Raw genomic sequence first — 22,882 nt, 5'->3', positions numbered from 1 at the left:
CGGCGCTCCGGCGGCCGGCGCTCGATCGATTCGCTGGCGGAAATTAAACGACCCCGTAAAAGCGGCGGCCTCGACGAGGCCAGCCGCATCACAGCCGGATCACATACGGAAATGTTCGCCTAGATAGACGCGGCGTACGTTTTCGTTTTCGATGATGTCGCTGGGCGCGCCGGCGGCAAGCACGCTGCCGTCACTGATGATGTAAGCGTGATCGCAAATACCCAGCGTTTCGCGCACGTTATGGTCGGTGATCAGCACGCCAATGTTGCGCTGCTTGAGGAATTTGACGATTTTCTGGATTTCGAGCACGGCGATCGGGTCGACACCGGCAAACGGCTCGTCAAGCAAGATGAAGCTCGGATTGGTTGCCAGCGCACGAGCGATTTCCACGCGCCGGCGCTCGCCGCCGGACAAGGAAAGCGCCGGGTTTTCCCGTAGATGCGCGATCTGCAATTCGTCGAGCAGCGCTTCGGTGCGCGCTTCGATGGCGGCCTTCGTCAACCGCTTGCCGTGCTCGTCCGACAACAACTCGAGTACGGCCCGAATGTTCTGTTCCACGGTCAGCTTGCGAAATACCGATGCCTCCTGCGGCAAATACGACAGGCCGAGCGCCGCGCGCTTGTGAATGGGCATCAAGCTGATGGAGCGGCCGTCGAGCGTGATTTCGCCCGCATCGAGCGGCACGAGCCCGACGATCATGTAGAACGACGTCGTTTTGCCCGCCCCGTTGGGCCCGAGCAGCCCAACCACCTCGCCGCTTTTCACGTCGAGCGAAACGTCTTTCACGACCGTGCGCGAGCCGTAGCGTTTGCGCAGACTCCGTACGACGAGCGAGCTCGTTTTGCGGGTGGATTCGTGCTCGTGCGCGGCATCGGCCGCTCGTGTGCTGCTGGAGAGCGTATTCACTGCTGCGGAGTCCCTTGAATTCGGGTGGCGGGCGCGAGTGTCGCCGAGCCGCCGTCAAGCGGCGCCGGCGTACCGCTGCGTGGCGCCAGCATTGCGCGGACGCGTCCGCCCGGGTTGCCGGGGCCGGCCACGTCCTGACCGGCGCGGGCCGTGTAGAAATCTTTTTGGCCGTCGTAAGTGATGACGCTGCCATGCACTTGGTCCATTACCGTGGACAGGCTTTGCAAACGGCGCACGGTTGCGTTCGTCGTCAGCGTCGTCAAGTCCTGCTTGCCATCGTAATCGATTCGCTCGGCCGTGCCGTCGATGTATTCGTCGACGCCATCGCGTTTTTGCCGGAAGTAGGCCAGGCCATGGCCTGTCATCGTGCCCTTCGCGTATTGGTAACCTTGCGGATCTTGCCGGACTTCGACACGGTCCGCCTTGATGACGATGGTGCCTTTCGTCGCGACGACGTGCCCCGTGAAAATGTTGAGCTGCTTGAGATCGTCGTAGGTCATGTTGTCCGCCTCGACGTTGAGCGGCTTGTCGCGGTCGGCGCGCTCCGCCTGCGCCGCCGGCGCTACGCCGGCGCACGCAAGCGCAAGCAATACCGCTGCGATGCGAATGCGTCCGCGGTGATACTCGGAAAGGAGGAACGATTCGTTCATGCGCTCACGCTATGTTGGAATCAGCCCGGTTATTTCGACGCGCCGCCCGACAGGGCCGAAGGCGCGATGGCGCCACGCACATTGCCGAACAGCTGCATCACTCGGGTGACGTTGTTGTAGTTCATCGCGCTGGCCGTCATGATCGACTGGCCGCGCCGCAGTTTAACCGGCTTTTCTGTCTCGATCACATCGTCGTCCACGAGCACGCGAAAGTGCGATGAGTCGGCCTGCATCTCCGGGTCGCCGGCGCCGGCCACGCGCAAGATCCGCGCGTTATCGTAGAGATCGACGATCGAAGCATCGGCGTTGACCTTGCCGCGCTCGCCCGTGGCCGTCACCACCGGCTTGCCCGGTTGGAAAGCGCGCATCGCCGGGCGCACGAGATCGCTGTTGTCGTCGTCTTCGTAATGCACCATGCGCGTGGCCGTGAGCCGGTACTGCGTCGTGCCCGACTGATCGAGCTCCGAGATCGAGAAGTTTTCGGCGAAATAGTCAGGCGAATGCGTCTTCGGAGCGGGGATGTTGGCTGCGGCGGGTGGGCGCGTGGCCTGCAGCAGCCAATAGGTGCCGCCCGCAAGCGCGGCCATCGCGGCCAGCGAAAGCAACGAGCTCAGGCGTGATGCGTTCATGTGTTGTGCATCCCGCAAGCGGCTGCGAGCAGCGCCTCGTAGCGGTGCTGAGCGCGCAAAATGGTGTCGCACACTTCGCGCACCGCGCCGTATCCGCCGCGGGCCTCCGATACCCAATGGGCGCGGGCGATCACGTCGGGATGCGCATTGGCTGGAGCCGCCGCGAAGCCGCATCGCGTCAGCACGGCCAGATCGGGCCAATCGTCGCCCATGTAGCCGCAGGCGTCGGCCGAGAGCCCCGTCGCGCGCAACAGTTCGACGAACACGGCGGCTTTGTCGCCGGCGCCTTGATGAAGGTGCGAAATGCGCAATTCCTGCGCACGCCGCTCGACGATGTCGGAGCGCCGGCCGGTGATGATCGCGGTTTCGATGCCCGCCTCGCGCAACAGCTTTAGACCATGGCCGTCCATCGAATTGAACGACTTCATGTGATCGCCCTCGGCGGTAAACATCAAACTGCCGTCGGTCAGCACGCCATCGACATCGAAAATCATCAGCTTCACGCGGCTCGCGCGTTCGGCTCCGGTCAAAGGCGCTGCGGTCATCAAATCACCTTCTTCGAAAAGAGATCGTGCATGTTCAGCGCGCCGATCAGCTTGCCCGCATCGTCGACAACGAGCATCTGGTTGATGCGGTGGCGCTCCATCAGTTCGACCGCCTCCACCGCGAGATGATCGGCGCCGATCGTGCGCGGTGCGCGCGTCATGACCTCGGCGATCGGCAAATCGCGAAAGTCGCCCGTGCGTTCGAGCGCGCGGCGCAAGTCGCCGTCGGTAAAGATGCCGGCGACGCGTGCGCTGTCGTCCACGATGGCCGTCATGCCCATGCGCTTGGCCGTCAATTGGAACAGCGCATCGCGCAAGGTGGCCGTGATGGGCACTTGCGGCATTTGGTCGCCCGTGCGCATGACGTCGCGCACGTAGGTGAGCAAGCGCCGGCCGAGTGCGCCGCCCGGATGCGAGCGCGCGAAATCGTCAGGCCCGAAGCCGCGCGCATCGAGCACCGCGACGGCGAGCGCGTCGCCGAGCGCCAGTGCGGCGGTGGTGCTCGCCGTCGGCGCAAGGTTCAGCGGACATGCTTCTTTTTCGACGCCGGCATTCAAATGCACGTCGGCGAGTTTGGCGAGGCTCGAGTCGGGGCGCCCGGTTATCGCGATCAGTTTCGCGCCGATGCGTTTGACGAGCGGCAAAATGGCGACGAGCTCTTCCGATTCGCCCGAATTCGACATCGCAATGAAGACGTCGTCGGCGGCCACCATGCCGAGGTCGCCGTGATGGGCTTCCGCCGGGTGCACGAAGAACGCCGGCGTGCCTGTGCTGGCAAGCGTCGCAGCCAGTTTGCGCGCAATGTGCCCCGACTTCCCGATGCCCGACACGACCACGCGGCCGCGACAACCGAGCAGCAAATCGATCGCAGCGACGAAGTGTTCGTCGATGCGGTCCTGCAAGGCACGTACGGCATCTGCTTCGATTTCGAGCACGTGCCGGGCGAGCGCCACCGCCCGGTCGCCATTGATTTTCGCTATCATTCGCGGAGTATAACAAAGGCGTTCGCCGCACCCCGTCGCCGCTCGACCTTTCCAGCCGGGCTCGGCGGCGCTCCGCGGCGGCACGTCCATCTTCCAACGCGCGGCGCTCATCCGCAGACCCACGAGGACGCTTCGCACGTGATATCCCCCCTCGAGATGACGCTCCTGCTGCTACTCGCTTCGGTGGTCGGGGTCGTGCTGTTTCGCTATCTGAACATGCCGCCGATGCTCGGTTATCTGTCGGTGGGCATCGTCGTTGGGCCGCATGCGCTTGGGATCGCACCCGACGCCGAGCGGGCGCAGCATTTGGCCGAGTTCGGCGTCGTCTTCCTGATGTTTTCGATCGGGCTCGAGTTCTCGCTCGCCAAGCTGAGGGCGATGAAAACGCTCGTCTTCGGGCTCGGCTTGCTGCAGGTGATTGGCACAGTCGCTGTCGCGGTGCTGCTGGGCCTCGCTTTTCAGCGCTGGATGCACGTGCCCTGGCAAGGGTGCGTCGCGCTGGGCGGTGCATTGGCGATGTCGTCGACGGCCATCGTCAGCAAGATGCTCGCCGAGCGGCTCGAGATCGAGACCGAGCACGGTCGCAACATTTTCGGCGTGTTGCTGTTTCAGGACCTGTCCGTGGTGCCGCTGCTGATCGTCATTGCGGCGCTTGGCGGCGAGACACGCGATCTGGCCGCGACGCTCAGCATGGCCGCGCTCAAGATCGTCGTCGTGCTGACGCTGTTGCTGATTGTCGGGCAGCGGTTCATGACGCGTTGGTTCAACGTCGTCGCGCGGCGTCGCTCGCAGGAACTCTTCGTTTTGAACCTGTTGCTCGTCACGCTCGGTGCGGCGTTTATCACCGATAAATTCGGGCTGTCGCTAGCATTGGGTGCGTTTATCGCCGGCATGCTGATCGCAGAAACACCGTATCGGCATCAAGTGGAAGAAGATATCAAGCCGTTTCGCGACGTCTTGCTCGGCCTCTTTTTCGTGACCACCGGCATGTTGCTGAACCCGCGCGTGCTGATCGATCATCCGTTGCTGGTGCTGGCGTTCCTGGTCGGCCCTGTGCTGTTCAAAGCGGCGATGATCACCGGGCTCACGCGGCTTTTCGGCGCCACGCCGGGCGTCGCAATGCGCACGGGCCTCGGGCTTGCCCAGGCGGGCGAATTCGGCTTCGTTTTGCTCAATCTCGTCGAGGACAAACATCTCGTCGACCCGATCCTGCTGCAAGTCATTCTTGCGTCGATGCTGCTCTCGATGCTCGCGGCGCCGCTCATCATTCAGAACGCCGATCGCATCGTGCTGCGTCTGTCGTCGACGGAATGGATGCAGCAGTCGCTGCAAATGACGCGTATCGCAACGCAAAGCCTGCGTCAGCAGGGGCACGTAATCATCTGTGGATATGGGCGCTCGGGCCAGAATCTTGCGCGGATGCTCGAGCACGAGGGGCTGTCCTATGTCGCGCTCGATCTTGATCCCGATCGCGTGGCGGCCGCCGGCGCGGCCGGCGAGTCCGTGGTGTTCGGCGACGCGGCGCGACGCGAATCGCTGGTGGCGGCCGGCATTCACCGTGCGGCCGCGGTTGCCATCACCTACGCCAATACGCCTTCGGCGCTGCGCGTGCTGCACAACGTGCACGAATTGGAGCCGGCGTTGCCGGCCATCGTGCGCACCGTCGACGATGCCGATCTCGAGAAACTGCTCGCTGCCGGCGCGACCGAGGTCATTCCCGAGATCGTCGAGGGCAGCCTGATGCTCGCGTCGCATGCGCTCGTGCTGATGGGTGTGCCGATGCGGCGCGTGGTGCGGCGGGTCGAAGAGATGCGCGACGCGCGCTACAGCCTGCTGCGCGGCTACTTTCGCGGCGCCGACGATGTCAGCGACGAGGACGGCCACGAGCAGGTGCGGCTACAATCGGTGCCGGTCGACGTCAACGCCGAGGCGGTCGGCCGCACGCTCGAAGAGCTGGGCTTGGCCGAGTTGGGTGTCGAAGTCACGGCAATCCGCCGCCATGGTATTCGCGGCGTCGAGCCGGGGCCGGAAACGAAGTTGCGCGCCGCTGACATCGTTGTGCTGCGCGGACCGCCCGAAGCGCTGTCACTGGCCGAGGAGCGTCTTTCGAAGAACCGCCGTGCCGGCGCCGCGACGGTTTGATGCCGGCTGAGCGTTGGCGCACGCTGTGCGCATGTTGCACGTTGCCTATTCATTGTTGATCGATCGGAACCGCCCGCGAGGCAAGCCGATCGGCGAGCCGATTTTCGTTGCGGAGAAACCCCATGTCTTTTGCGCCCGTGCCGGCCGATACGCCGCTTGATCCGGCTGCGTTCATCAAAAGCCAAGTTCGCACGGTCCCCGATTGGCCCATCCCCGGCGTGCAGTTTCGCGATATCACGCCGCTTTTGCAACGTCCGAAGACGCTGCGCATGTTGATCGACCTCTTCGTCGAGCGTTATGTCGAAGCACGGCTTGACTACGTCGCGGGGCTCGACGCGCGCGGCTTCATCATCGCGCCCATCGTCGCCTATGAGCTCAACGCCGGCTTCGTGCCGATCCGCAAGAGCGGCAAGCTGCCGTATCGCACGATGTCGGAGTCGTACGCGCTCGAATATGGCAGCGCAACGGTTGAAGTTCATGAAGATGCTTGCCAGGCGGGGGACCGCTTCGTTATCGTCGACGACTTGATTGCCACCGGCGGCACCATGATGGCCGGCAAGAGGCTGCTCGATCGGCTTGGCGCCGTCGTGGTCGAAGCCGCGGCGATCATCGATCTGCCTGATCTGGGCGGCTCGAAGCTGCTGCGCGACAATGGCGTGTCGCTTTTTACGATCGCCGAGTTCGCTGGTCACTGACGAAACGCTCGAATCATGACTCATATCGCGCTCTTTCTCGCCGCGTCGATTGCGATTACCGTCGCACCCGGCCCCGATAATCTGCAGGTGATCGCACGCGGCATCTCGCAAGGTCGCACGGCGGGCGTCGTTGCCGCGCTTGGCTTCGCAGCGGGCGTGGCGTTTCATACGACGCTGGCGGCGCTCGGCGTCGCCGCGCTGTTGCGCGAAGCGCCGCTCGCGTTTCATTTCGTCAAGCTCGCGGGCGGGGCCTATCTGATCTGGATCGGCGTGAAAGCGCTGACGAGCCGCGGCTTGAGCGAAGCGCATGCACGGCCGCCGCAGCCGCTTTTGACGGTCTTTCGGCAGAGCGTGATCGGCAACATGCTGAACCCGAAAGTCACGCTCTTTTTCATCGTCTTTTTGCCGCAATTCATCGATTCGGCCAGCTCGAGCAGCGTCGCTGTGCAAATGATTGGCTTCGGACTGTTGTTCATGATGCAAACCGTCGCCGTCTTTTCGCTGTTCGGCTTGGCTGCTGCGGCGATCGGCTCGTCGCTCAGGCGCCGTCCGCGCATCAGCATCTGGCTCGACCGGTTGGCTGGCACCACATTTATCGTGCTAGGCCTGCGCGTCGCGTTGCGCGACTAAGCGCATCGAGCGGACATCAACATGAAACGCACGTGAATACCTTGCTGCCTTGCATCGTCGCCGCGCGCCGTTTCGATGTGCGCGCCCATCGTCCGTTTTGGCTCGCCGGGTGCCAAGTCGGCTGGATTCGCGAGACGGATCTGGCGCACCTCGCGCACTGGCCTGACGTATTTGCCGTCGAGGCGTCGCGCGTCACGCTCGCCGCACGCTTCGATGCGAATGCCGACACGCGTTCGGCAGCGCTTGCCAGCGTCATCGGTGCACTCGCGGCTAACGGTTGCATCCGCGGCTGGCGCGACGAGATCTACGCCGTTCGCAACGCATTCGACGATGCCCCGCTTGCCTATATCGAACGTGCCGCTGCGCGCTTTTTCGGCACCATGACTTACGCGGTGCACTTGAACGGCATCGTAAAATACGCCGATCGCGCGCCGCAGCTTTGGATCGCGCGTCGCAGCGCGAGCAAGGCGACGGACCCCGGCATGCTCGACAACGTCGTGGCGGGCGGCATCGGCTGGGGGCTCGGTATCGAAGCGACGATCGCGAAGGAATGCTGGGAGGAAGCGGGCATCGATGCGGCGCTGTCCGCGTCGGCGGTAAGCGGACGCACCTTTCATGTGCTGCAGTCGCTGCCGGAAGGCACGCAGGCCGAGCAGATCTTCGTCTACGACTTGCCGCTGCCGGCCGAATTTGTCCCGCACAACCAAGACGGCGAAGTCAGCGAGCACCGCCTGGCTCGCATCGACGAAGTCGCACGGTGGATCGAAGAAGGGGCGATGACGGTAGATGCCAGTCTTGCCTCGCTCGATAGCCTGCTGCGGCACCGGTGGATCGACCAGCATGCATGTGCCGGCATCGATGCGCTCTTTGCGCCGCCCTCGGCGACATCGAGCTCACGCGCAATCGAATAAACAAAAGGAGTTTTTAGGTCATGTCGACCGATCACAGCTTTATTCTCAAACTGTCGTGCCCAGACCGGCCCGGTATCGTGCATTCCGTGTCGGGTTTTCTCTATGAGCGTGGCAGCAATATTCTCGACTCGGCGCAGTTCGGCGATAGCCGCACGGGCGAATTCTTCATGCGCGTGCATTTCCAGCAAGTGGGCGGCGATCCGGGCCTCGAGGTACTGCGCGCAGCCTTCGCGCCGCTCGCCGAGCAGTTTGCGATGCGCTGGGAGGTGCACGACGCATTGACCAAGCCGCGCGTGGTCATCATGGTGTCGAAGATTGGCCACTGCTTGAATGATCTGCTGTTTCGTTATCGTACCGGGCAATTGCCGATCGAGATTCCCGCGATCATTTCGAATCACAAGGATTTCTATCAATTAGCCGCGAGCTACGCTATTCCGTTTCATCATTTCGCGTTGACGGAATCGACGGCGGCAGCGAAAGCCGCGCAAGAAGCACGTGTGTATGAAGTGATCGAGCAAAGCGAGGCCGATCTGGTCGTTCTTGCGCGCTATATGCAGGTGTTATCGCCCGCGCTGTGTCAGAAACTCGCGGGCCGCGCGATCAATATTCATCATTCCTTTCTACCGAGTTTCAAAGGTGCGAAGCCTTATTACCAAGCGTTCGATCGCGGTGTGAAGCTGATCGGCGCGACCGCCCATTACGTGACGACCGATCTCGACGAAGGCCCGATCATCGAGCAGGAAGTCGAACGTGTCGATCACAGCATGACGCCCGATCAGTTGACCGCGATCGGACGCGATGTCGAGTGCGTGACGTTGGCGCGCGCCGTGAAGTGGCATGTCGAGCATCGGATCGTGCTCAACGATAAGAAGACGGTGGTGTTTCGGTGATAGAAGTTGAAGACGACGCTCAGGTAATTCGTCGACCGCATAAGCAAGCGCGCGTCGGATGGGACGACGCGAGCAAAGGCGTCGCTGAGGCAGGCGATGATGCGCTCGTAATGGGCGAGTTTGGCAACGCCGGTGGCGCGGAGTTGGCATGGTAGCGCGCGGCGTGTGCTGGTTGCGCGTGCCGCATCAATGAACCGGCCACCAAGTCGATAGCCGTCCGTGCCCTCAAATCAACCGCAAATAAATCAACTCGCGCTTGACGTACGCATAGAAAATGGGCGCGGCAACGAGGCCAGGTATGCCGAACGCCGCTTCCATGATCAGCATCGCAAGCAACAGCTCCCACGCGCGGGCTTCGATCTGCCCGCCGACGATGCGTGCGTTCAGGAAATACTCGAGCTTGTGAATGGCCACGAGAAAGCACAGCGAGGCGAGCGCTGTCGGCAGGCTCACCGAGAGCGAAACGGCCACGATCAGCGTGTTGGAGATCAGGTTGCCGACCACGGGCAACAGGCCGACCAGGAAGGTCACCATCACGAGCGTCTTCGACAGCGGCAGCCGCTGATGGAAGAGCGGCAGTGCGATCAACAAATAAAGCGCCGTGAAAACCGCGTTGATCGCCGAGATTTTGATCTGCGCGAAGACAATGCGACGAAATGCGTCGGCAAAGCGCCCGACCCGCGTAGCGAACGCGCGTGACAGCGGCAAGCGTTGAACGTGGCGCTCGACGGTAATGGCCACCATTGCGCCGATGATCATCCCGAACAGCACGTGTCCGAAGCCGCGCGCGACGTTCTTGCCGCCTTGTTGCAATTGCGCCATGTGCGAATGCACGAGCGAGCCGGCCTTCTCCTTCATTTGCGCGGCGTCGATGGGCAGCATCGCTGAGATCCAATCGGGCGTGCGCGTGCGGGCCTGCTCGACGATCTGCATGACTTGCCCGAGCAGATTCTGGATGTTCGGCACCGTATGCTCGAAGTGCTCGATCATCGCGATGGCAAGACTCGTCAAGCCGCCCACCAGCACGCCCGCGAGGATCACCACGACGAGCCAGCGCGCGCGCTGGCTCGACATATGACGTTCGACGACGGGCGCGATCATATGCACGAGCTGGTAGATCAGCATGCCGGCGAGCAAGGCCGCCAGCAGGCGCAGATGCAAGACGGCCCACATGCCGACGAGCGCGGCCAGATAGCTGCCTATTTCCACCGCGGACAACCTCGGCAGGCTCATATCGCTCGTGAGCCGTACGGGGCGCGGCGACGGTTCCCGTACCGGTAAATCTTGCGGTGCTTCGTTGCGCTTGACCATGACGCCTGTTGTCTCCAGCCAGTTCGGAAGGCGATGCCGTGTTAGCGTCGCTCGAGCAGCGGCGCTAGGTATTTCCCCGTAAAGCTCGCCTTCGATTTCGCGATTTTCTCGGGCGTGCCTTGCGCGATGATCTGTCCGCCGCCCGCGCCGCCTTCGGGACCGAGGTCGATTACCCAGTCGGCGGTTTTGATCACATCGAGATTATGCTCGATGATGACGACGGTATTGCCATGATCGCGTAACCGATGGATCACTTCGAGTAAAAGCGCGATATCGTGAAAGTGCAGGCCCGTCGTCGGTTCGTCAAGGATATAAAGTGTTCGTCCTGTATCGCGCTTCGAAAGTTCAAGCGACAGTTTCACGCGCTGGGCCTCGCCGCCCGACAGCGTCGTGGCCGATTGCCCAAGACGAATATAGCCGAGGCCGACATCGAGCAGCGTTTTGAGCTTGCGCGAAATGACCGGTACCGCGCTGAAGAACTGATGCGCCTGCTCGACGGTCATCTCGAGCACTTCGCTGATGTTCTTGCCCTTGTATTGCACTTCGAGCGTTTCGCGGTTGTAGCGCTTGCCGTGACACACGTCGCAGGGCACGTAGACATCGGGCAAAAAGTGCATTTCGACCTTGAGCACGCCATCGCCCTGGCAGGCTTCGCAGCGGCCTCCTTTCACGTTAAACGAGAACCGTCCCGGATCGTAGCCGCGCTCCTTGGCGGCCGGCACGCCCGCAAAAAGTTCGCGGATCGGTGTGAATAAGCCTGTATAGGTGGCCGGATTCGAGCGAGGCGTGCGTCCGATCGGCGATTGATCGACGTTGATCACCTTGTCGAAATGCTCAAGCCCCTCGATCGATTCGTAGGGCGCCGGTTCGGTCGATGACCCATACAGATGCTGGGCGACCGCGTTATAGAGCGTGTCGTTGATCAGCGTCGATTTACCGGAGCCCGAGACACCCGTCACGCAGGTCAACAGGCCGACCGGCAGATCGAGCGTGACATGCTTGAGGTTGTTGCCGTGCGCCTCGACGATACGCAAGCGCCGTTCGCCCGGGTCCTTGCGTTCGTCCGGAAATTCGATGCGGCGCATGCCGCCCAGATATTGGCCGGTCATCGAAGCGGGGTCTGCCTGCACTTCGTCGGGCGTGCCCTGCGAGACGATCATGCCGCCGTGTTCGCCGGCGCCGGGGCCCATATCGACGACATAGTCGGCCATGCGGATCATGTCTTCGTCGTGTTCGACGACGATCACCGAATTGCCGAGATCGCGCAGATGCTTGAGTGTGGCGATGAGGCGGTCGTTATCGCGCTGATGCAGGCCGATGGAGGGTTCATCGAGCACGTACATCACGCCCGTCAAGCCCGAGCCGATCTGCGAGGCGAGCCGGATGCGCTGTGCTTCGCCGCCCGAGAGGGTATCGGCGCTGCGTTCGAGCGAAAGGTAGTCGAGCCCCACGTTGTTCAGAAACATCAGCCGAGCGACGATTTCAGTGACCACCTTCTCGCCGATCTCGCGTTTCGCACCGTCGAGCGACAGCGTCTGGAAGTAGCCGAGCGCGTCGCGCAGCGGCGAACCGCTGATTTCGTAGATTGCGCGTGCTTGCTCGTTCGTACCGAGCCGCACGAAGCGTGCTTCGCGGCGCAGCCGCGTGCCTTCGCATGAAGGGCAGGGCTGATTATTCTGGTACTTGGCCAGTTCCTCGCGCACCGCGGCCGAATCTGTTTCGCGATAGCGCCGCTCGAGGTTCGGAATGATGCCTTCGAATACGTGCTCGCGCACCGTCGCCCGGCCGCGTTCATTGATATAGGAAAAGGGGATCGTCTCTTTGCCGGAGCCGAGCAGGATCAGCTTCCTGATTTTTTCGGGCAAATCTTCGAACGGCGCGTCGATATCGAATTCGTAATACGCCGCCAGGCTTTGCAGCATCTGGAAGTAGAATTGATTGCGCCGGTCCCAGCCTTTGACCGCGCCAGCCGCGAGCGAAATCGACGGATAAGCGACCACCCGCTTCGGATCAAAAAACGTAATCTGGCCCAGGCCGTCGCAATCGGGGCACGCGCCCATCGGGTTGTTGAACGAAAAGAGCCGCGGCTCGAGTTCGGGCAGCGAATACGAGCACACCGGGCAGGCGAATTTCGAGCTGAACATATGTTCGCGCTCGGTGTCCATTTCGAGCGCAATCGCCCGCCCGTCGGCCAAGCGCAGCGCCGTCTCGAACGATTCGGCCAGGCGCTGCTTGATATCGGGGCGCACCTTGAGGCGGTCGACCACGACATCGATCGTGTGTTTGTCGTTCTTCTTGAGCTTCGGCAGCGAATCGACGTCACAGATGACGGCCGAGCCTTCATTCGCCGTGCCGCCGCCCGAGCGGATGCGAAAGCGGATGAAGCCTTGCGCCTGCATCTGCTCGAAGAGTTCCGCGTGCTCGCCCTTGCGGTTCACGATCACGGGCGCGAGGATCATCAGCTTCGTGTCCTCGGTTAGTGCGAGTGCCGCATCAACCATCTGCGAGACGCTTTGCGCCTCCAGTGCAATGTCGTGATCGGGGCAATAGGGCGTGCCGACGCGCGCGTAGAGCAGGCGCAGGTAATCGTGGATTTCAGTGACCGTGCCGACCGTCGAACGCGGGTTGTGCGACGTCGCTTTCTGCTCGATCGAAATGGCCGGCGAGAGCCCCTCGATCAGATCGACATCGGGTTTTTCCATCAACTGCAAGAACTGACGCGCGTAGGCCGAAAGGCTTTCGACGTAGCGGCGCTGCCCCTCGGCGTAAAGCGTGTCGAACGCGAGCGACGACTTGCCCGAGCCGGACAGGCCCGTGATCACGATGAGCTGATGTCTTGGCAGGTCGAGATTGACGTTTTTCAGGTTGTGGGTGCGGGCTCCACGGATGCGAATCTGTTCCATAACCTGGCAGGCAAGAAGGCCAAACCTGCTACTATAGCGACTTTTCCAGAGCGCCGTAGGTGTGCCCTCAAAGGGTTGTCCTTACAACGGCGTTTTTTCGGCGCCGGCGCGCAGCAGGCGCGAATGGCGCCGCTCTCGAATATTCCCGCAGACCCGGCTCGCTTCCGATGTCGAACGCATCCCTCACTTCCTCACGCATGAGCGCGCCTGAGTTGCGCGCGACCGTGTCGCTCGCCGGTATTTTCGCGCTGCGCATGCTTGGCCTTTTCATGATCATGCCGGTCTTCTCGGTCTACGCGAAGACGATTCCCGGCGGCGAGAACGTGTTGCTCGTCGGCATTGCGCTCGGCGCATACGGCGTGACGCAATCGATGCTCTACATTTTTTATGGCTGGGCCTCGGACAAGCTCGGGCGCAAGCCGGTCATCGTCGCGGGGCTGCTGATTTTCGCGCTGGGCAGCTTCGTTGCCGCGTTGGGCCATTCAATGGCATGGATCATCGTCGGACGGGTGATTCAGGGCATGGGCGCGGTGTCGTCCGCTGTGATCGCGTTCATCGCGGACCTGACGTCCGAACAGCACCGAACCAAGGCCATGGCGATGGTGGGCGGCAGCATTGGCATTTCGTTCGCGATCGCCATCGTCGGTGCGCCTATCGTCTTTCATTTGATCGGCATGAACGGCTTGTTTGCGGTGGTCGGCGTGTTGTCGATCGCGGCCGTGGGCGTCGTCTTGTGGATCGTGCCGGACGCACCGAAGCCCGTGCATGTGCGTGCACCTTTTGCCGAAGTGCTTCACAACGTCGAGTTGCTGCGTTTGAACTTCGGTGTGCTCGCGCTGCACGCCACGCAAACGGCGCTCTTTCTCGTTGTACCGCGCATTCTCGAGGCGGCCGGCTTGCCGGTCGCGTCGCATTGGAAGGTTTATTTGCCGGTGATGGGGCTGTCGTTCGTCATGATGGTGCCGGCGATCATCGCGGCCGAGAAGCGCGGCAAGATGAAACCGGTGTTGCTGGGGGCGATCGCGGCTATCCTGATTGGCCAGTTGTTGTTGGGCACCGCGCCGCATACCATTCTCACGGTGGCGGCGATTCTGTTTGTCTACTTCCTGGGCTTCAATATCCTGGAGGCGTCTCAACCGTCGCTCGTGTCGAAGCTTGCGCCCGGCACGCGCAAGGGTGCGGCGGCCGGCGTCTATAACACGACGCAGTCCATAGGGCTTGCGCTGGGCGGCGTGGTGGGCGGGTGGCTGATGAAAACAGAGGGGCAAAACGCCGTCTTCTTTGCTTGCTCCGGCCTCGTGCTGGGCTGGCTTATAATCGCCGCCAATACGAAGTTGCCACGCAAAGCGTGAGTGGCTTGGCGTTGCAGGCCCGGCGTGACGGTTGCAAAGACGAAACGCAGAGTGCCGCAACGCGCTTCCCGAATCAACTGGAGAAATACATGGCATCCGTGAACAAGGTCATTCTCGTCGGTAACCTCGGCGCCGACCCTGAAGTGCGTTACCTGCCGAGCGGGGACGCCATCGCGAACATCAGGCTTGCGACGACCGATCGCTATAAGGACAAAACGTCCGGCGAGATGAAAGAGAACACCGAGTGGCATCGCGTGGTTTTCTTCGGCCGCTTGGCGGAGATCGTCAACGAGTATTTGAAAAAGGGCTCGGCGGTATATATCGAAGGCCGTATCCGCACGCGTAAATGGCAAGGCCAGGATGGCCAGGACCGCTATTCGACCGAGATTGTTGCCGAGCAAATGCAAATGCTGGGCGGCCGCGGTGGTGCGGGTGGCGGCGGCGGTGGCATGGGCGACGATAACGGCTATAACCGTGAGCCGGCTGAGCGTAGTGGCGGCGGTGGCCGTCAAGCGAGCGGCGGTGGCGCGCGCAGCGGTGGGGGCAGCGGCGCGAGCCGGCCGAGCGCGCCGGCAAGCGGCGGGCTCGATGAGATGGATGACGATATTCCGTTCTAGTTCTGACAGAAGGTCGGTCGTTGATGTATGAGCGGCTCCGGATTCTTTGCCAAATCGATGTTGTGGCGAAGGTTTTCCGGAGCCGCTTGTTTTTTAGCATCGATCAATCGGAATGCCCGTCGTATGACGACAGCAGATCTCGATGCCCCGATTCGCGCATTCGTGGATGACGTGGCGCGCGTGTGCGACGCTCATGGTCAGCCTTGCGGACTGCGCGAAGTGCTGTTCTGTATCCGCGATATTCCATATGGCCGGCCTGCTGCGCCACGCGATCCCCTTTCAGTGCTCGCGGACTGGAAGGGGACGTGTTCGGGCAAGCATTTGTTGGCAAGCCGCGTCCTTGAGTTCATCGGAGCTAACGCACGGCTTCTCTGCCAACCCTATCGACTGGACGATGCGCGCGACACGCTGCCGCGCGACGTTGTGCAGCCCTATTTGGGTCGGGGAATATGGGATGTACACAATTTTCTTGTAGTGGATACAGCGGCTCGGCCGCTGAAAGTGGACCTGACATGGTCCCGGCAACTGGCCGGATTCGGTTTTCCGACCACTCTTGTGTGGGACGGGGCGAGCGATTTCCAGATTGCAGCGCCTCAGGGGCATGCGCTAACCATCGATCATCCCGCTGAACTCAACGACCAAAAAGAGGCGCTTTTGCAGCGCCTGAATTCGCCCGCTGCGCGAGCGCTGCGGGAGCGCTATATCGCGGATCTCGCAGCATTCGCAACTTGTCATTGCCCGCTGCGCAGCCGCGAAGCGAGCATGGCAGGAACGCTGGCCGATATTCGCGAACGTTACCGTGGGGCCGAACGCAAACGTGACTGAGGAGCTCGGCAACGTGCGGCGCGGTGAAAATAACCGCGGTCGTGACCCGAGCGCGGACGCGGCAAATAAGGCGAGTTACGACAAGGGCGGAATGGCTTGGGCAGGCAAACATGTCAACGCCGATTTAAAATCTGCTCCACCACCCCTGCCTGCCGATATGCCGAATACATATACGTATGGGATACATAGCAACCTCACCCCCGTAGAACTGTTTTTTTTGATTGCGGTGGATGAAACCATGGATCAACTGGGAGTTAGCGACGCAGTAGGCGTTGCTATGATCCTCGCGGGTTCGCGGTTTGTCCCCACGCGAAGTAAATTCGCTGGCGCGGTGAAAGGAACCTCGGTTGCGTCGAAGCTCTCTCGCTCACTACTGCCCTTTGAGGTAAAACACCGAATCTTACCTACCTTTACATCGTGGACCAGTGATACAACCGGCGTGTGAAGCAGGAGGACCGACTGTAATGGACGATGCGTGGCACCAACTCCAGCAGTTCATACGCGAAGTACGCGCCCCTGGGGTGCTCGGCATAGACGAAAAATTAACTCGTGACATGGATCTGTATCACGACCTCGATTGGGAGCCACCCAAAATCTTGGACATCATGCGGACGTGGAGCGAGAGGTTTAACGTTGACCTCAGAGACTTCGATGTTGCTTACTACGTTCCATCCGCGAGTATGCGAAAGCGCGACGTGGTCCTGGCTGCGTTGAAATCACCGTTCAGCGCAAAGGCGCGAGAATCGCTAGGGGGACGGTCGCTCACACTCGGGATGCTGGAAGAGGCAATGAAGCGAGGGCGGTGGGAGAGGAGCTAGATTCAGTAACACAGCCGCGGACGCCGGAAATAAGGCGAGTTACGACAAGGGCGGAATGGCTTGGGCGGGCGAACAAGGCGCGCTTGCGCGCGAGCGACCCGATAGCCGCCCGCGTCATGGGCGCAGATACGAGATCAACAACTCCCGCGCTTGCGGCGACTGCCCGACTTTCGCGGCCGCTTGCGCAACGATCTGCGGCACGGCATCTTCATTGATACCCTGGCGAGCCCCGATTTCCTCCGGTGACAGCTTGGCGTATCCGGTTATGCCGAAATAATGCCGGAGGACGAATTGCTCGCGCTCGCCAAGGCCTGCGCTGTCGAGCGCAGCTTTGAGATTGTCGACGAGGGTGGCGTTATCCGGTTCATCTCCTGGAAAGAGCGGGGCCAACGGCTGCGCGGACGCCACAAGGTCATAGAGATTGGCGTGACCGTCGTCGCCCAGGCTGCGATCGAACGAAACCGTACGGTTGATCCGGTCGTACGCGTCGATGAATTCGATGTTCTGTTCGATGCGGCGCAGAAATTCGGGCTTGTATTTGCGCCATCCGGCTCGCAGTTGCGTCGCGCTCGGTTCGGTTTTCAATTGATGCACGAGTCGCGAGCGCAGTAATGGAGCGAGTGCGCTACGCGCGAGCGCTTCTAGTGAGGGCTGCTGTGGCATCCCGCTCGCTGCTGCCTGTTGGAGCAGCTGATTGCGAGCGGCGCGTGTCGAGATGATTTCTTCACCACGTTGGATCCCTACGTTAAATTGCTTGGCGTAGCGAATGGCCGACAGCCTGTAAATCGTCGACCGAATAGCGGAGACTGCATAGGTCGAAAACGCAAACGACATTTGAGGCTTATGTCCCCAGATGGCCCGTTGCAACCCCGAGATCGCATCAACCAGAATTTCGCTCGTTTCCGGCCGGTCAGGGTCGTAGCCGATGCGCTTCGCTGCGAAATACGCGAGCCTGACATTCGCCTCGAGAAACTCGTTGAATGCCTGTTCTCCGTCGTCAACAACCCGCGATAGCCATTGCGCCTCTTCATCGGTGACTCTCAGCGCACGTTCCCGTACTGCATCGAGCGAGGCCGACCGCCGCAAGAATGTGTCGATGTTCGGATCGAAGCCAAAGGTGCGGGTAACGGCCTCCTCGTACCTCAGCGTCGTTTGTCGCCCTTTCATTCCAGATATTCTTTTTCCCTGCAGGGCCGAGGCGCGATGCAACGCCCTGTTGCCTGAAGCATTGACACTTCTCAGCACCATGTCAGCGAACGTCTCATCGTACGTCGCAGGGTCGCGTAGCAAGAGCAGATACTTGGCATATTCGCCGGCATCGATTCGTCTATAGACCAGATCGACTTGCTCGGGTGCCCAATGGAGGTCATCGTTATCTGTGCTATTCATTTCGGTGCTTCCCGTCAGCTTGTGTATCGCACGGCGATACTGCAGCGAGGGCCTGAATTCGCTTATCACGCCTCGCCGCGTGGTCTCGGCAACGAGGAGTTCGGCGGCTGCCAGGCCATGGCGCACCAGGACGGCGTTCAGCTCGTCGTCTGCGAGCACTTCGGCTCGATGGGTCAGCAATGTGGCCAGCCGTTCGAGCGTCGGACGCGCTTCTTCGCTTACATGCCAGGTTATGCCGCTTAACAACTCCGCGTGGGCGATGAGCTCGTCGGACGCAAGGCGAATCAACAGACGGCTGCGAGCGTGAGATTGGATATCGAATTCAGTCGCTACCTGCTCCACCGTATATCGGTGCCGGTATGGCCACACGCCCAAATATGCACGGAGGATCAATTCGACATCCGGAGGCAAACGGGACAAGGCGGCGGGTAGTGCGACATCCGGTGGCCAGGTTGCGCTCCGCTCGCGCCGGAGGGCGGCAATAGCGAGAGCATAGCTTGCCTCCAATTGCGCGCTATCGGGCAGCGCGATTGCAGCGGCTATCTCGTCGCGGGCTCCGTCGCGGCTGTCTTCGGTTGCTTGGTCATCGGCCACGGCCTCGCGCGTTACCGCTGAGGCTACCGGATCGGTGTCGTACTGTGAGCCGCCCGGCAAGGCGTCGGCTTCGATGGTCGTGGACGTGGCCGTCGATTTGCCGTCTTCGGTTGCGCCGCGGATCAGACGCATGACCAGCTCTCGAGACAGTGCACGCCACACCCGAGCGCTGAGCCCCCGATCTCTAAAGACTTTGGCTAATGATGCCGGCCTGTCCTGCTCCAACCCGTACAGTTCCCGAAGCATCGTGAGCAGCACGCGCGAGCCCACGTATCGCTCGGCGTGTGGGTCGCGCAGCAATCTCAGGATTTCGGCGAGATCAGGCAGCGGCTCGCCCGCTTCGATGCTGGCGCGGGCGAGGTTAGCCGCACGCTGAAACGCTGCGCTTGTCGGCAGGCCACTTTCACCCAACAGTTCCCGAATTTTGACTGTGGGATAGCGTTTGTAAGGCGCAAGCCCGTATCGCATCGCGAGACCGATTTGTTCGGTGGGCGTCATGCAGGCGATGACCTGCTTCAACGTCACACCGTGGCTCGATGCTTGCGCTTGAAGCGAGGCGAGGCTCTCTTGCGGTAGCTCAGTGGCAAGCCGCCTCAATAAAGCAGTCATCTTGTCGTATCTGCTCCTGCTATAGACAACGACGCGTTCCTCGCGGTTTTCATCAAGCTGACGCCATTCCTCGCTGGCTTCGTCGGGCAGGTCGGCACTGACATGAAGCCGATAGGCCGGGTCATGCAGATGTTCAAGATGCGGACGCGCGGACCAGAACACCCAAGCGTAATTGCCGCGCCCGGGATCGAACGCAGCGAGGATGTGCTGATCATTGGGGGTCGACCGGATTCTGCTCCATTGCGCCTGTGACAGCGCAGGGGTCACGTAGTTTGTCTGACCGTCTTCGGCTCTGTGCAGCGTATTGGTCAGCCCATACACCCAAACACGCTGTCCGCCCAGTTCGAACACCACCTCACCGGCCGAGCCTTTCGGCAAGATGCGGGCAGGGCCCACTTTCTTGATGAATGCCCACACGATATCGGGCCTTGCTTTGGGCGCGGCGTACAAGGTCGAGTGGTTGAGGATGAGATCAAGCGCACTGGGCGCAAGTATGACCGAGCGGCCCGCACCAGCAACGGCACCGCGCAGCTGCACTTGATACGAGTCGGGCTTTCCATGACGACGTAGTTCGAAGGGTGCCCGTTTACCGATAAAGAGCCATTGGAGCGAGTTGCGGCATGCAGTCTGAACGAGTGCGTCCGAGACGGCTCCCTTATGAACGGCGGCCTGTGTCAGCGCCCATAGGACGTCGAATTGCGCCTGGGCTGGCCATCGTGGTGCTTCGCCCGCTTGCAGCACGGCGCGCAGACCAGCGTGAAGCAGCACGGCGCGTTCGGTATCGTTCTGGCGCAGCCATATTCGAGTGCCTGTTCCCCGCGTGGTTTGTAACGCTCTGCGGATTTCGCTTTGGACGGCGATGACCTTGATGCCGTGCGGTGGCCCCGTGACGACGATCATCTCCTTGGGCACCTCGCGCGTGCCGGTCAGTGCGTCGCGATCGGAAAGGCGCATGGCGCGCTGCAGACGCATGGCCATCTCGGCCAGCGCCTGCGGATCGCTCATATCCAAACGCTCGCGGATCAGGTCGAGGTCCGCCCCGGGCAACGTCCTCAAGCGCAAGTCGAGTGCCCCGAGCAGGTGTTTCCCAGTTGCGAAGATGATGGTTTCTTGGAACTCGCCATGTCGATGCGGACGGGTCATGCGCGCCAAGCCTTGCGAGCGCACCGCTTCGAGGTGATCGCGGGAAACGGTAATCAGGATCTGCGGGGCGTCTTTGATCATCGGACGGACCCTCGGATCAAAGAGAACGTAGACGCCCTTCCACTCGCCCAGCAAAACGGGTTCACGGCCTGCGGCGAAAAGCGAGGTACGTCCTGCGACATTCGCGATAAAAGGTCGAATGGTGATTGCGATGGACCCCAGCCGCGTTTCAGATGCCTGTGCGCGATAGGCAAAGACATCGAGTGATTGCCTGCCACGCGTAGGCAGATCGACGACGATCGGCCAGGGGCGCGTTCGATCTCGCTCCCAATCGGACCATTCGATCGGCTGCAGGTGTTCGCTCAACTGCTGATGGATGTCCGTGTTTCGGCTTCGCCAAATCTTTCGATCATCTTGTTCGCGTGACAGATAGCTTAGGGCAGACGTCAGCGGCCCCGTTTCATACGTGGCTGCGATGGCTTCGCGAAGCGTCACTTGTTGGCGGCCGATATGCACCGCATGCTTGGCCATGCCGGTGCGCGCTGCCTCCTCCACGACGTGTTCGGGGATGCCGAGAGTCAACTCCTTGTACATGGGCTCACCCGCCGCATGGGCCCATAGCACGACGACGTCGTTCTGGGGATCGTGGCCGGCATAGAGCACTATCGCGCCGGAGTCGGACGCGACGAACCGATCGGCGACCGAGAACGGGCGGACATGTGGAGCGGTGTTGCCGCGTAGCAATGGGCCGCACCACTGCACGTGAAAGAGGCGCTCGTCGATCACCATGGTCCATGTATGCGCGTTCAAATGGTTTATCACGTGGGCGTTGCCGCTCAACGCATCGATCATTCGCTGCTTCGGGGGCCTGCGCAGACGTGCTTCGACCAGTTTGTCCAGCCGTTCGAGCGGGGCGGCCAGGACTTCTTCCGCATGTCCCAACGCGAGCTTCTGCCGTAATTGGCCGACGACATCGTTTTTTTGCGTCGCCAAGTGCACCGTCTCCTCGTCGACACGCAGTTCAGGATTCTTGAGCGCAGGATGGCTGGCGGGGTCCCAGGCGACGACGATCGTGGTGTCGCCGTCTTCATAGAGTCCGAGGACGAATGTTGCCATCTCTTCGTGCTGGTAAAAGCTGACGACCAGGCCTTGTTTGTGCCCAGGGAGCAAGGGCCGAGCCGCTAACACGCCAGGCACGCGTTGCGGCATGACGCGATTGACGTAAAGCAGCGCTCGGCGGGGAAGGGGGGCAGGCAAATCGTAGACGGGAAGTGGGTTGACGCCGAACAGCCCGTGCCGCGAGGCGCCCAGGCGCGCGACGATCATGGCTTGCATGTCCCGATGTGTGGTGATGTTGCTCGGGATGCCTTCGGTCTGCGAATGTTGATGCTCGATATATCGTTCGAGTGCCACGGCGACGCTGTCAGGTCGAGCGGCAAACGTGCTTTCCACTGCGAAAATGCCGTTCTCAACGTCTGTCGACACGTCGAGGTGGTAGGCAAGACCGGTGGACTTCGCCTCTTCGAGCAGAGCATGGCCAATGATACGGGGGCGTCCCCAGCGCTTCGTCGCGTACACCCCCCGGCTAGCATCCCAGCCGATCATCACATCGTGTACGTTGGTCGCCTGATCGGCAGGCAGCGGTTCGGGCATTGCATTAACGTAAAATCGCACAGGTGCGCGCGATTTGATGCTCCCGAAATACAATCTGGCCTTTAGGTCCTCGAGCCGGACGACGGCCATGTTTTGTTCGATGGAAAGAACCTGCAGACCACCCGCGCCGCCTTCGATGTCGGACAAAAGGGCCTCCAGTGTGCCGCGCGGTGAGGCGTCGGGCGTGTAAGTGTCATGGCCGTGCGGCGCGATGAATATCCCGTAGCCGCGCACAGGCTTTGCGTCAGGCATTAGAACGAGCGACGAGCCTCGCGGATTCTGGCTGCTGCCCAATCCAAGTGCCCGACGCACTTGGGTCATGATCTCCGGCACCTGCGCCGCATCGCATCCCAAGTGCGAACATAGTTTCGCGATCGAGACGTATTGCCCCATGTGCTCGATCAGCAATGCTCCTGCGTTGAATTCACGGGGCCCCAACGGAATCATCTTGCCGTTGCGCGCGACCAGACACGGCCGTCCGAATTTCGTGATGCTGCGGCTTTCGTAGTCGACGATGAACGGCATGCTCACCGAGGATTGCAGCCGATCAGCCTCTGGCCTGACATCCGATGCTGGCGGGTCGCTCGCGGTATCAGCGCTGGTGAGCGGGTGCCGTTCGTCTCGTTTCAATCCGCTCAGCGGGCCCGCCAATGGTTGTTTTTTGAGGGGCGTTGTTTCTGCTTCGGA

General features: G+C 61.5%; 17 protein-coding genes and 1 pseudogene. 10 read left to right on the top strand and 8 right to left on the bottom strand.

The window, feature by feature from the left end:
* Window positions 1-99: 99 nt before the first annotated feature.
* The 5 genes from lptB to kdsD are packed head-to-tail and all read right to left on the bottom strand — an operon-like array spanning window position 100 to window position 3,713.
* On the bottom strand, window positions 100-906 hold the full coding sequence (lptB, locus tag ACSQ20_RS17230) for an LPS export ABC transporter ATP-binding protein (RefSeq protein ID WP_436022049.1): 807 nt from the start codon (window positions 904-906) through the stop codon (window positions 100-102).
* Window positions 903-1,556: a lipopolysaccharide transport periplasmic protein LptA gene (lptA, locus tag ACSQ20_RS17225; RefSeq protein WP_436022047.1), complete on the bottom strand. Its 654-nt coding sequence runs from the start codon at window positions 1,554-1,556 to the stop codon at window positions 903-905. Before lptA ends, lptB begins: the two co-directional genes overlap by 4 nt.
* Window positions 1,557-1,585: 29 nt before the next feature.
* The gene (gene lptC / locus ACSQ20_RS17220) at window positions 1,586-2,185 is read right to left on the bottom strand and encodes an LPS export ABC transporter periplasmic protein LptC (protein WP_436022045.1); all 600 of its coding nucleotides are present in this window, start codon (window positions 2,183-2,185) and stop codon (window positions 1,586-1,588) included.
* Window positions 2,182-2,730 carry a KdsC family phosphatase gene (locus ACSQ20_RS17215; protein WP_436022043.1) on the bottom strand — a complete coding sequence of 183 codons (549 nt, stop codon included), beginning with the start codon at window positions 2,728-2,730 and terminating at the stop codon, window positions 2,182-2,184. Before ACSQ20_RS17215 ends, lptC begins: the two co-directional genes overlap by 4 nt.
* Window positions 2,730-3,713: an arabinose 5-phosphate isomerase KdsD gene (kdsD, locus tag ACSQ20_RS17210; RefSeq protein WP_436022041.1), complete on the bottom strand. Its 984-nt coding sequence runs from the start codon at window positions 3,711-3,713 to the stop codon at window positions 2,730-2,732. Before kdsD ends, ACSQ20_RS17215 begins: the two co-directional genes overlap by 1 nt.
* 138 nt (window positions 3,714-3,851) lie before the next feature.
* On the opposite strand from kdsD, the gene ACSQ20_RS17205 reads away from it, so the two are divergent.
* The 5 genes from ACSQ20_RS17205 (at window position 3,852) to purU (ending at window position 8,981) form a co-directional block, all read left to right on the top strand.
* Window positions 3,852-5,855 (top strand): cation:proton antiporter domain-containing protein, encoded by a 2,004-nt coding sequence (locus ACSQ20_RS17205; RefSeq protein ID WP_436022039.1) that lies wholly within the window; start codon window positions 3,852-3,854, stop codon window positions 5,853-5,855.
* Between the two features lie 122 nt (window positions 5,856-5,977).
* Complete coding sequence (locus tag ACSQ20_RS17200; protein WP_436022037.1) at window positions 5,978-6,550, top strand: adenine phosphoribosyltransferase; 573 nt, start codon at window positions 5,978-5,980, stop codon at window positions 6,548-6,550.
* Between the two features lie 15 nt (window positions 6,551-6,565).
* On the top strand, window positions 6,566-7,180 hold the full coding sequence (locus ACSQ20_RS17195; protein ID WP_436022035.1) for a LysE family translocator: 615 nt from the start codon (window positions 6,566-6,568) through the stop codon (window positions 7,178-7,180).
* A gap of 32 nt (window positions 7,181-7,212) precedes the next feature.
* Complete coding sequence (locus tag ACSQ20_RS17190; protein WP_436022033.1) at window positions 7,213-8,091, top strand: NUDIX hydrolase; 879 nt, start codon at window positions 7,213-7,215, stop codon at window positions 8,089-8,091.
* Between the two features lie 20 nt (window positions 8,092-8,111).
* Window positions 8,112-8,981, top strand: coding sequence for a formyltetrahydrofolate deformylase (purU, locus tag ACSQ20_RS17185; protein WP_436022031.1), 870 nt, complete (start codon window positions 8,112-8,114; stop codon window positions 8,979-8,981).
* A gap of 225 nt (window positions 8,982-9,206) precedes the next feature.
* Here the strand turns inward: purU and ACSQ20_RS17180 are convergent, their stop codons facing one another.
* Complete coding sequence (locus tag ACSQ20_RS17180) at window positions 9,207-10,292, bottom strand: AI-2E family transporter (protein WP_436022029.1); 1,086 nt, start codon at window positions 10,290-10,292, stop codon at window positions 9,207-9,209.
* A gap of 41 nt (window positions 10,293-10,333) precedes the next feature.
* Window positions 10,334-13,195, bottom strand: a complete 2,862-nt coding sequence (gene uvrA, locus ACSQ20_RS17175) for an excinuclease ABC subunit UvrA (RefSeq protein WP_436022027.1) — start codon at window positions 13,193-13,195, stop codon at window positions 10,334-10,336.
* Between the two features lie 167 nt (window positions 13,196-13,362).
* Between uvrA and ACSQ20_RS17170 the strand changes: the two genes are divergently transcribed.
* The 5 genes and pseudogenes from ACSQ20_RS17170 to ACSQ20_RS17150 all read left to right on the top strand — a co-directional run bounded on the left by ACSQ20_RS17170 (window position 13,363) and on the right by ACSQ20_RS17150 (window position 16,807).
* Complete coding sequence (locus ACSQ20_RS17170; protein WP_436022025.1) at window positions 13,363-14,547, top strand: MFS transporter; 1,185 nt, start codon at window positions 13,363-13,365, stop codon at window positions 14,545-14,547.
* Between the two features lie 89 nt (window positions 14,548-14,636).
* Complete coding sequence (locus ACSQ20_RS17165; RefSeq protein WP_436022023.1) at window positions 14,637-15,164, top strand: single-stranded DNA-binding protein; 528 nt, start codon at window positions 14,637-14,639, stop codon at window positions 15,162-15,164.
* Between the two features lie 123 nt (window positions 15,165-15,287).
* Entirely contained in the window at window positions 15,288-15,989 is a 702-nt protein-coding gene (locus tag ACSQ20_RS17160) for a hypothetical protein (protein ID WP_436022021.1), read from the top strand.
* 157 nt (window positions 15,990-16,146) lie between these two features.
* A pseudogene (locus tag ACSQ20_RS17155) lies at window positions 16,147-16,416 on the top strand (STM2901 family protein); the annotation flags it as partial.
* A 37-nt stretch (window positions 16,417-16,453) separates the two neighbouring features.
* A complete protein-coding gene (locus ACSQ20_RS17150; protein ID WP_436022019.1) occupies window positions 16,454-16,807 on the top strand; it encodes a DUF1493 family protein in 354 nt (117 codons plus the stop codon).
* 114 nt (window positions 16,808-16,921) lie between these two features.
* Here ACSQ20_RS17150 and ACSQ20_RS17145 read toward each other — a convergent pair whose 3' ends face one another.
* Window positions 16,922-22,720: a sigma-70 family RNA polymerase sigma factor gene (locus ACSQ20_RS17145; protein WP_436023198.1), complete on the bottom strand. Its 5,799-nt coding sequence runs from the start codon at window positions 22,718-22,720 to the stop codon at window positions 16,922-16,924.
* Between the last annotated feature and the right edge of the window lie 162 nt (window positions 22,721-22,882).

The sequence above is a fragment of the Trinickia sp. LjRoot230 genome, assembly GCF_964253315.1.
Taxonomy (GTDB): Bacteria; Pseudomonadota; Gammaproteobacteria; order Burkholderiales; family Burkholderiaceae; genus Trinickia.
The sequence above is the reverse complement of the archived record's forward strand: the minus strand, read 5'-3'. Positions and strand labels throughout refer to the sequence as shown.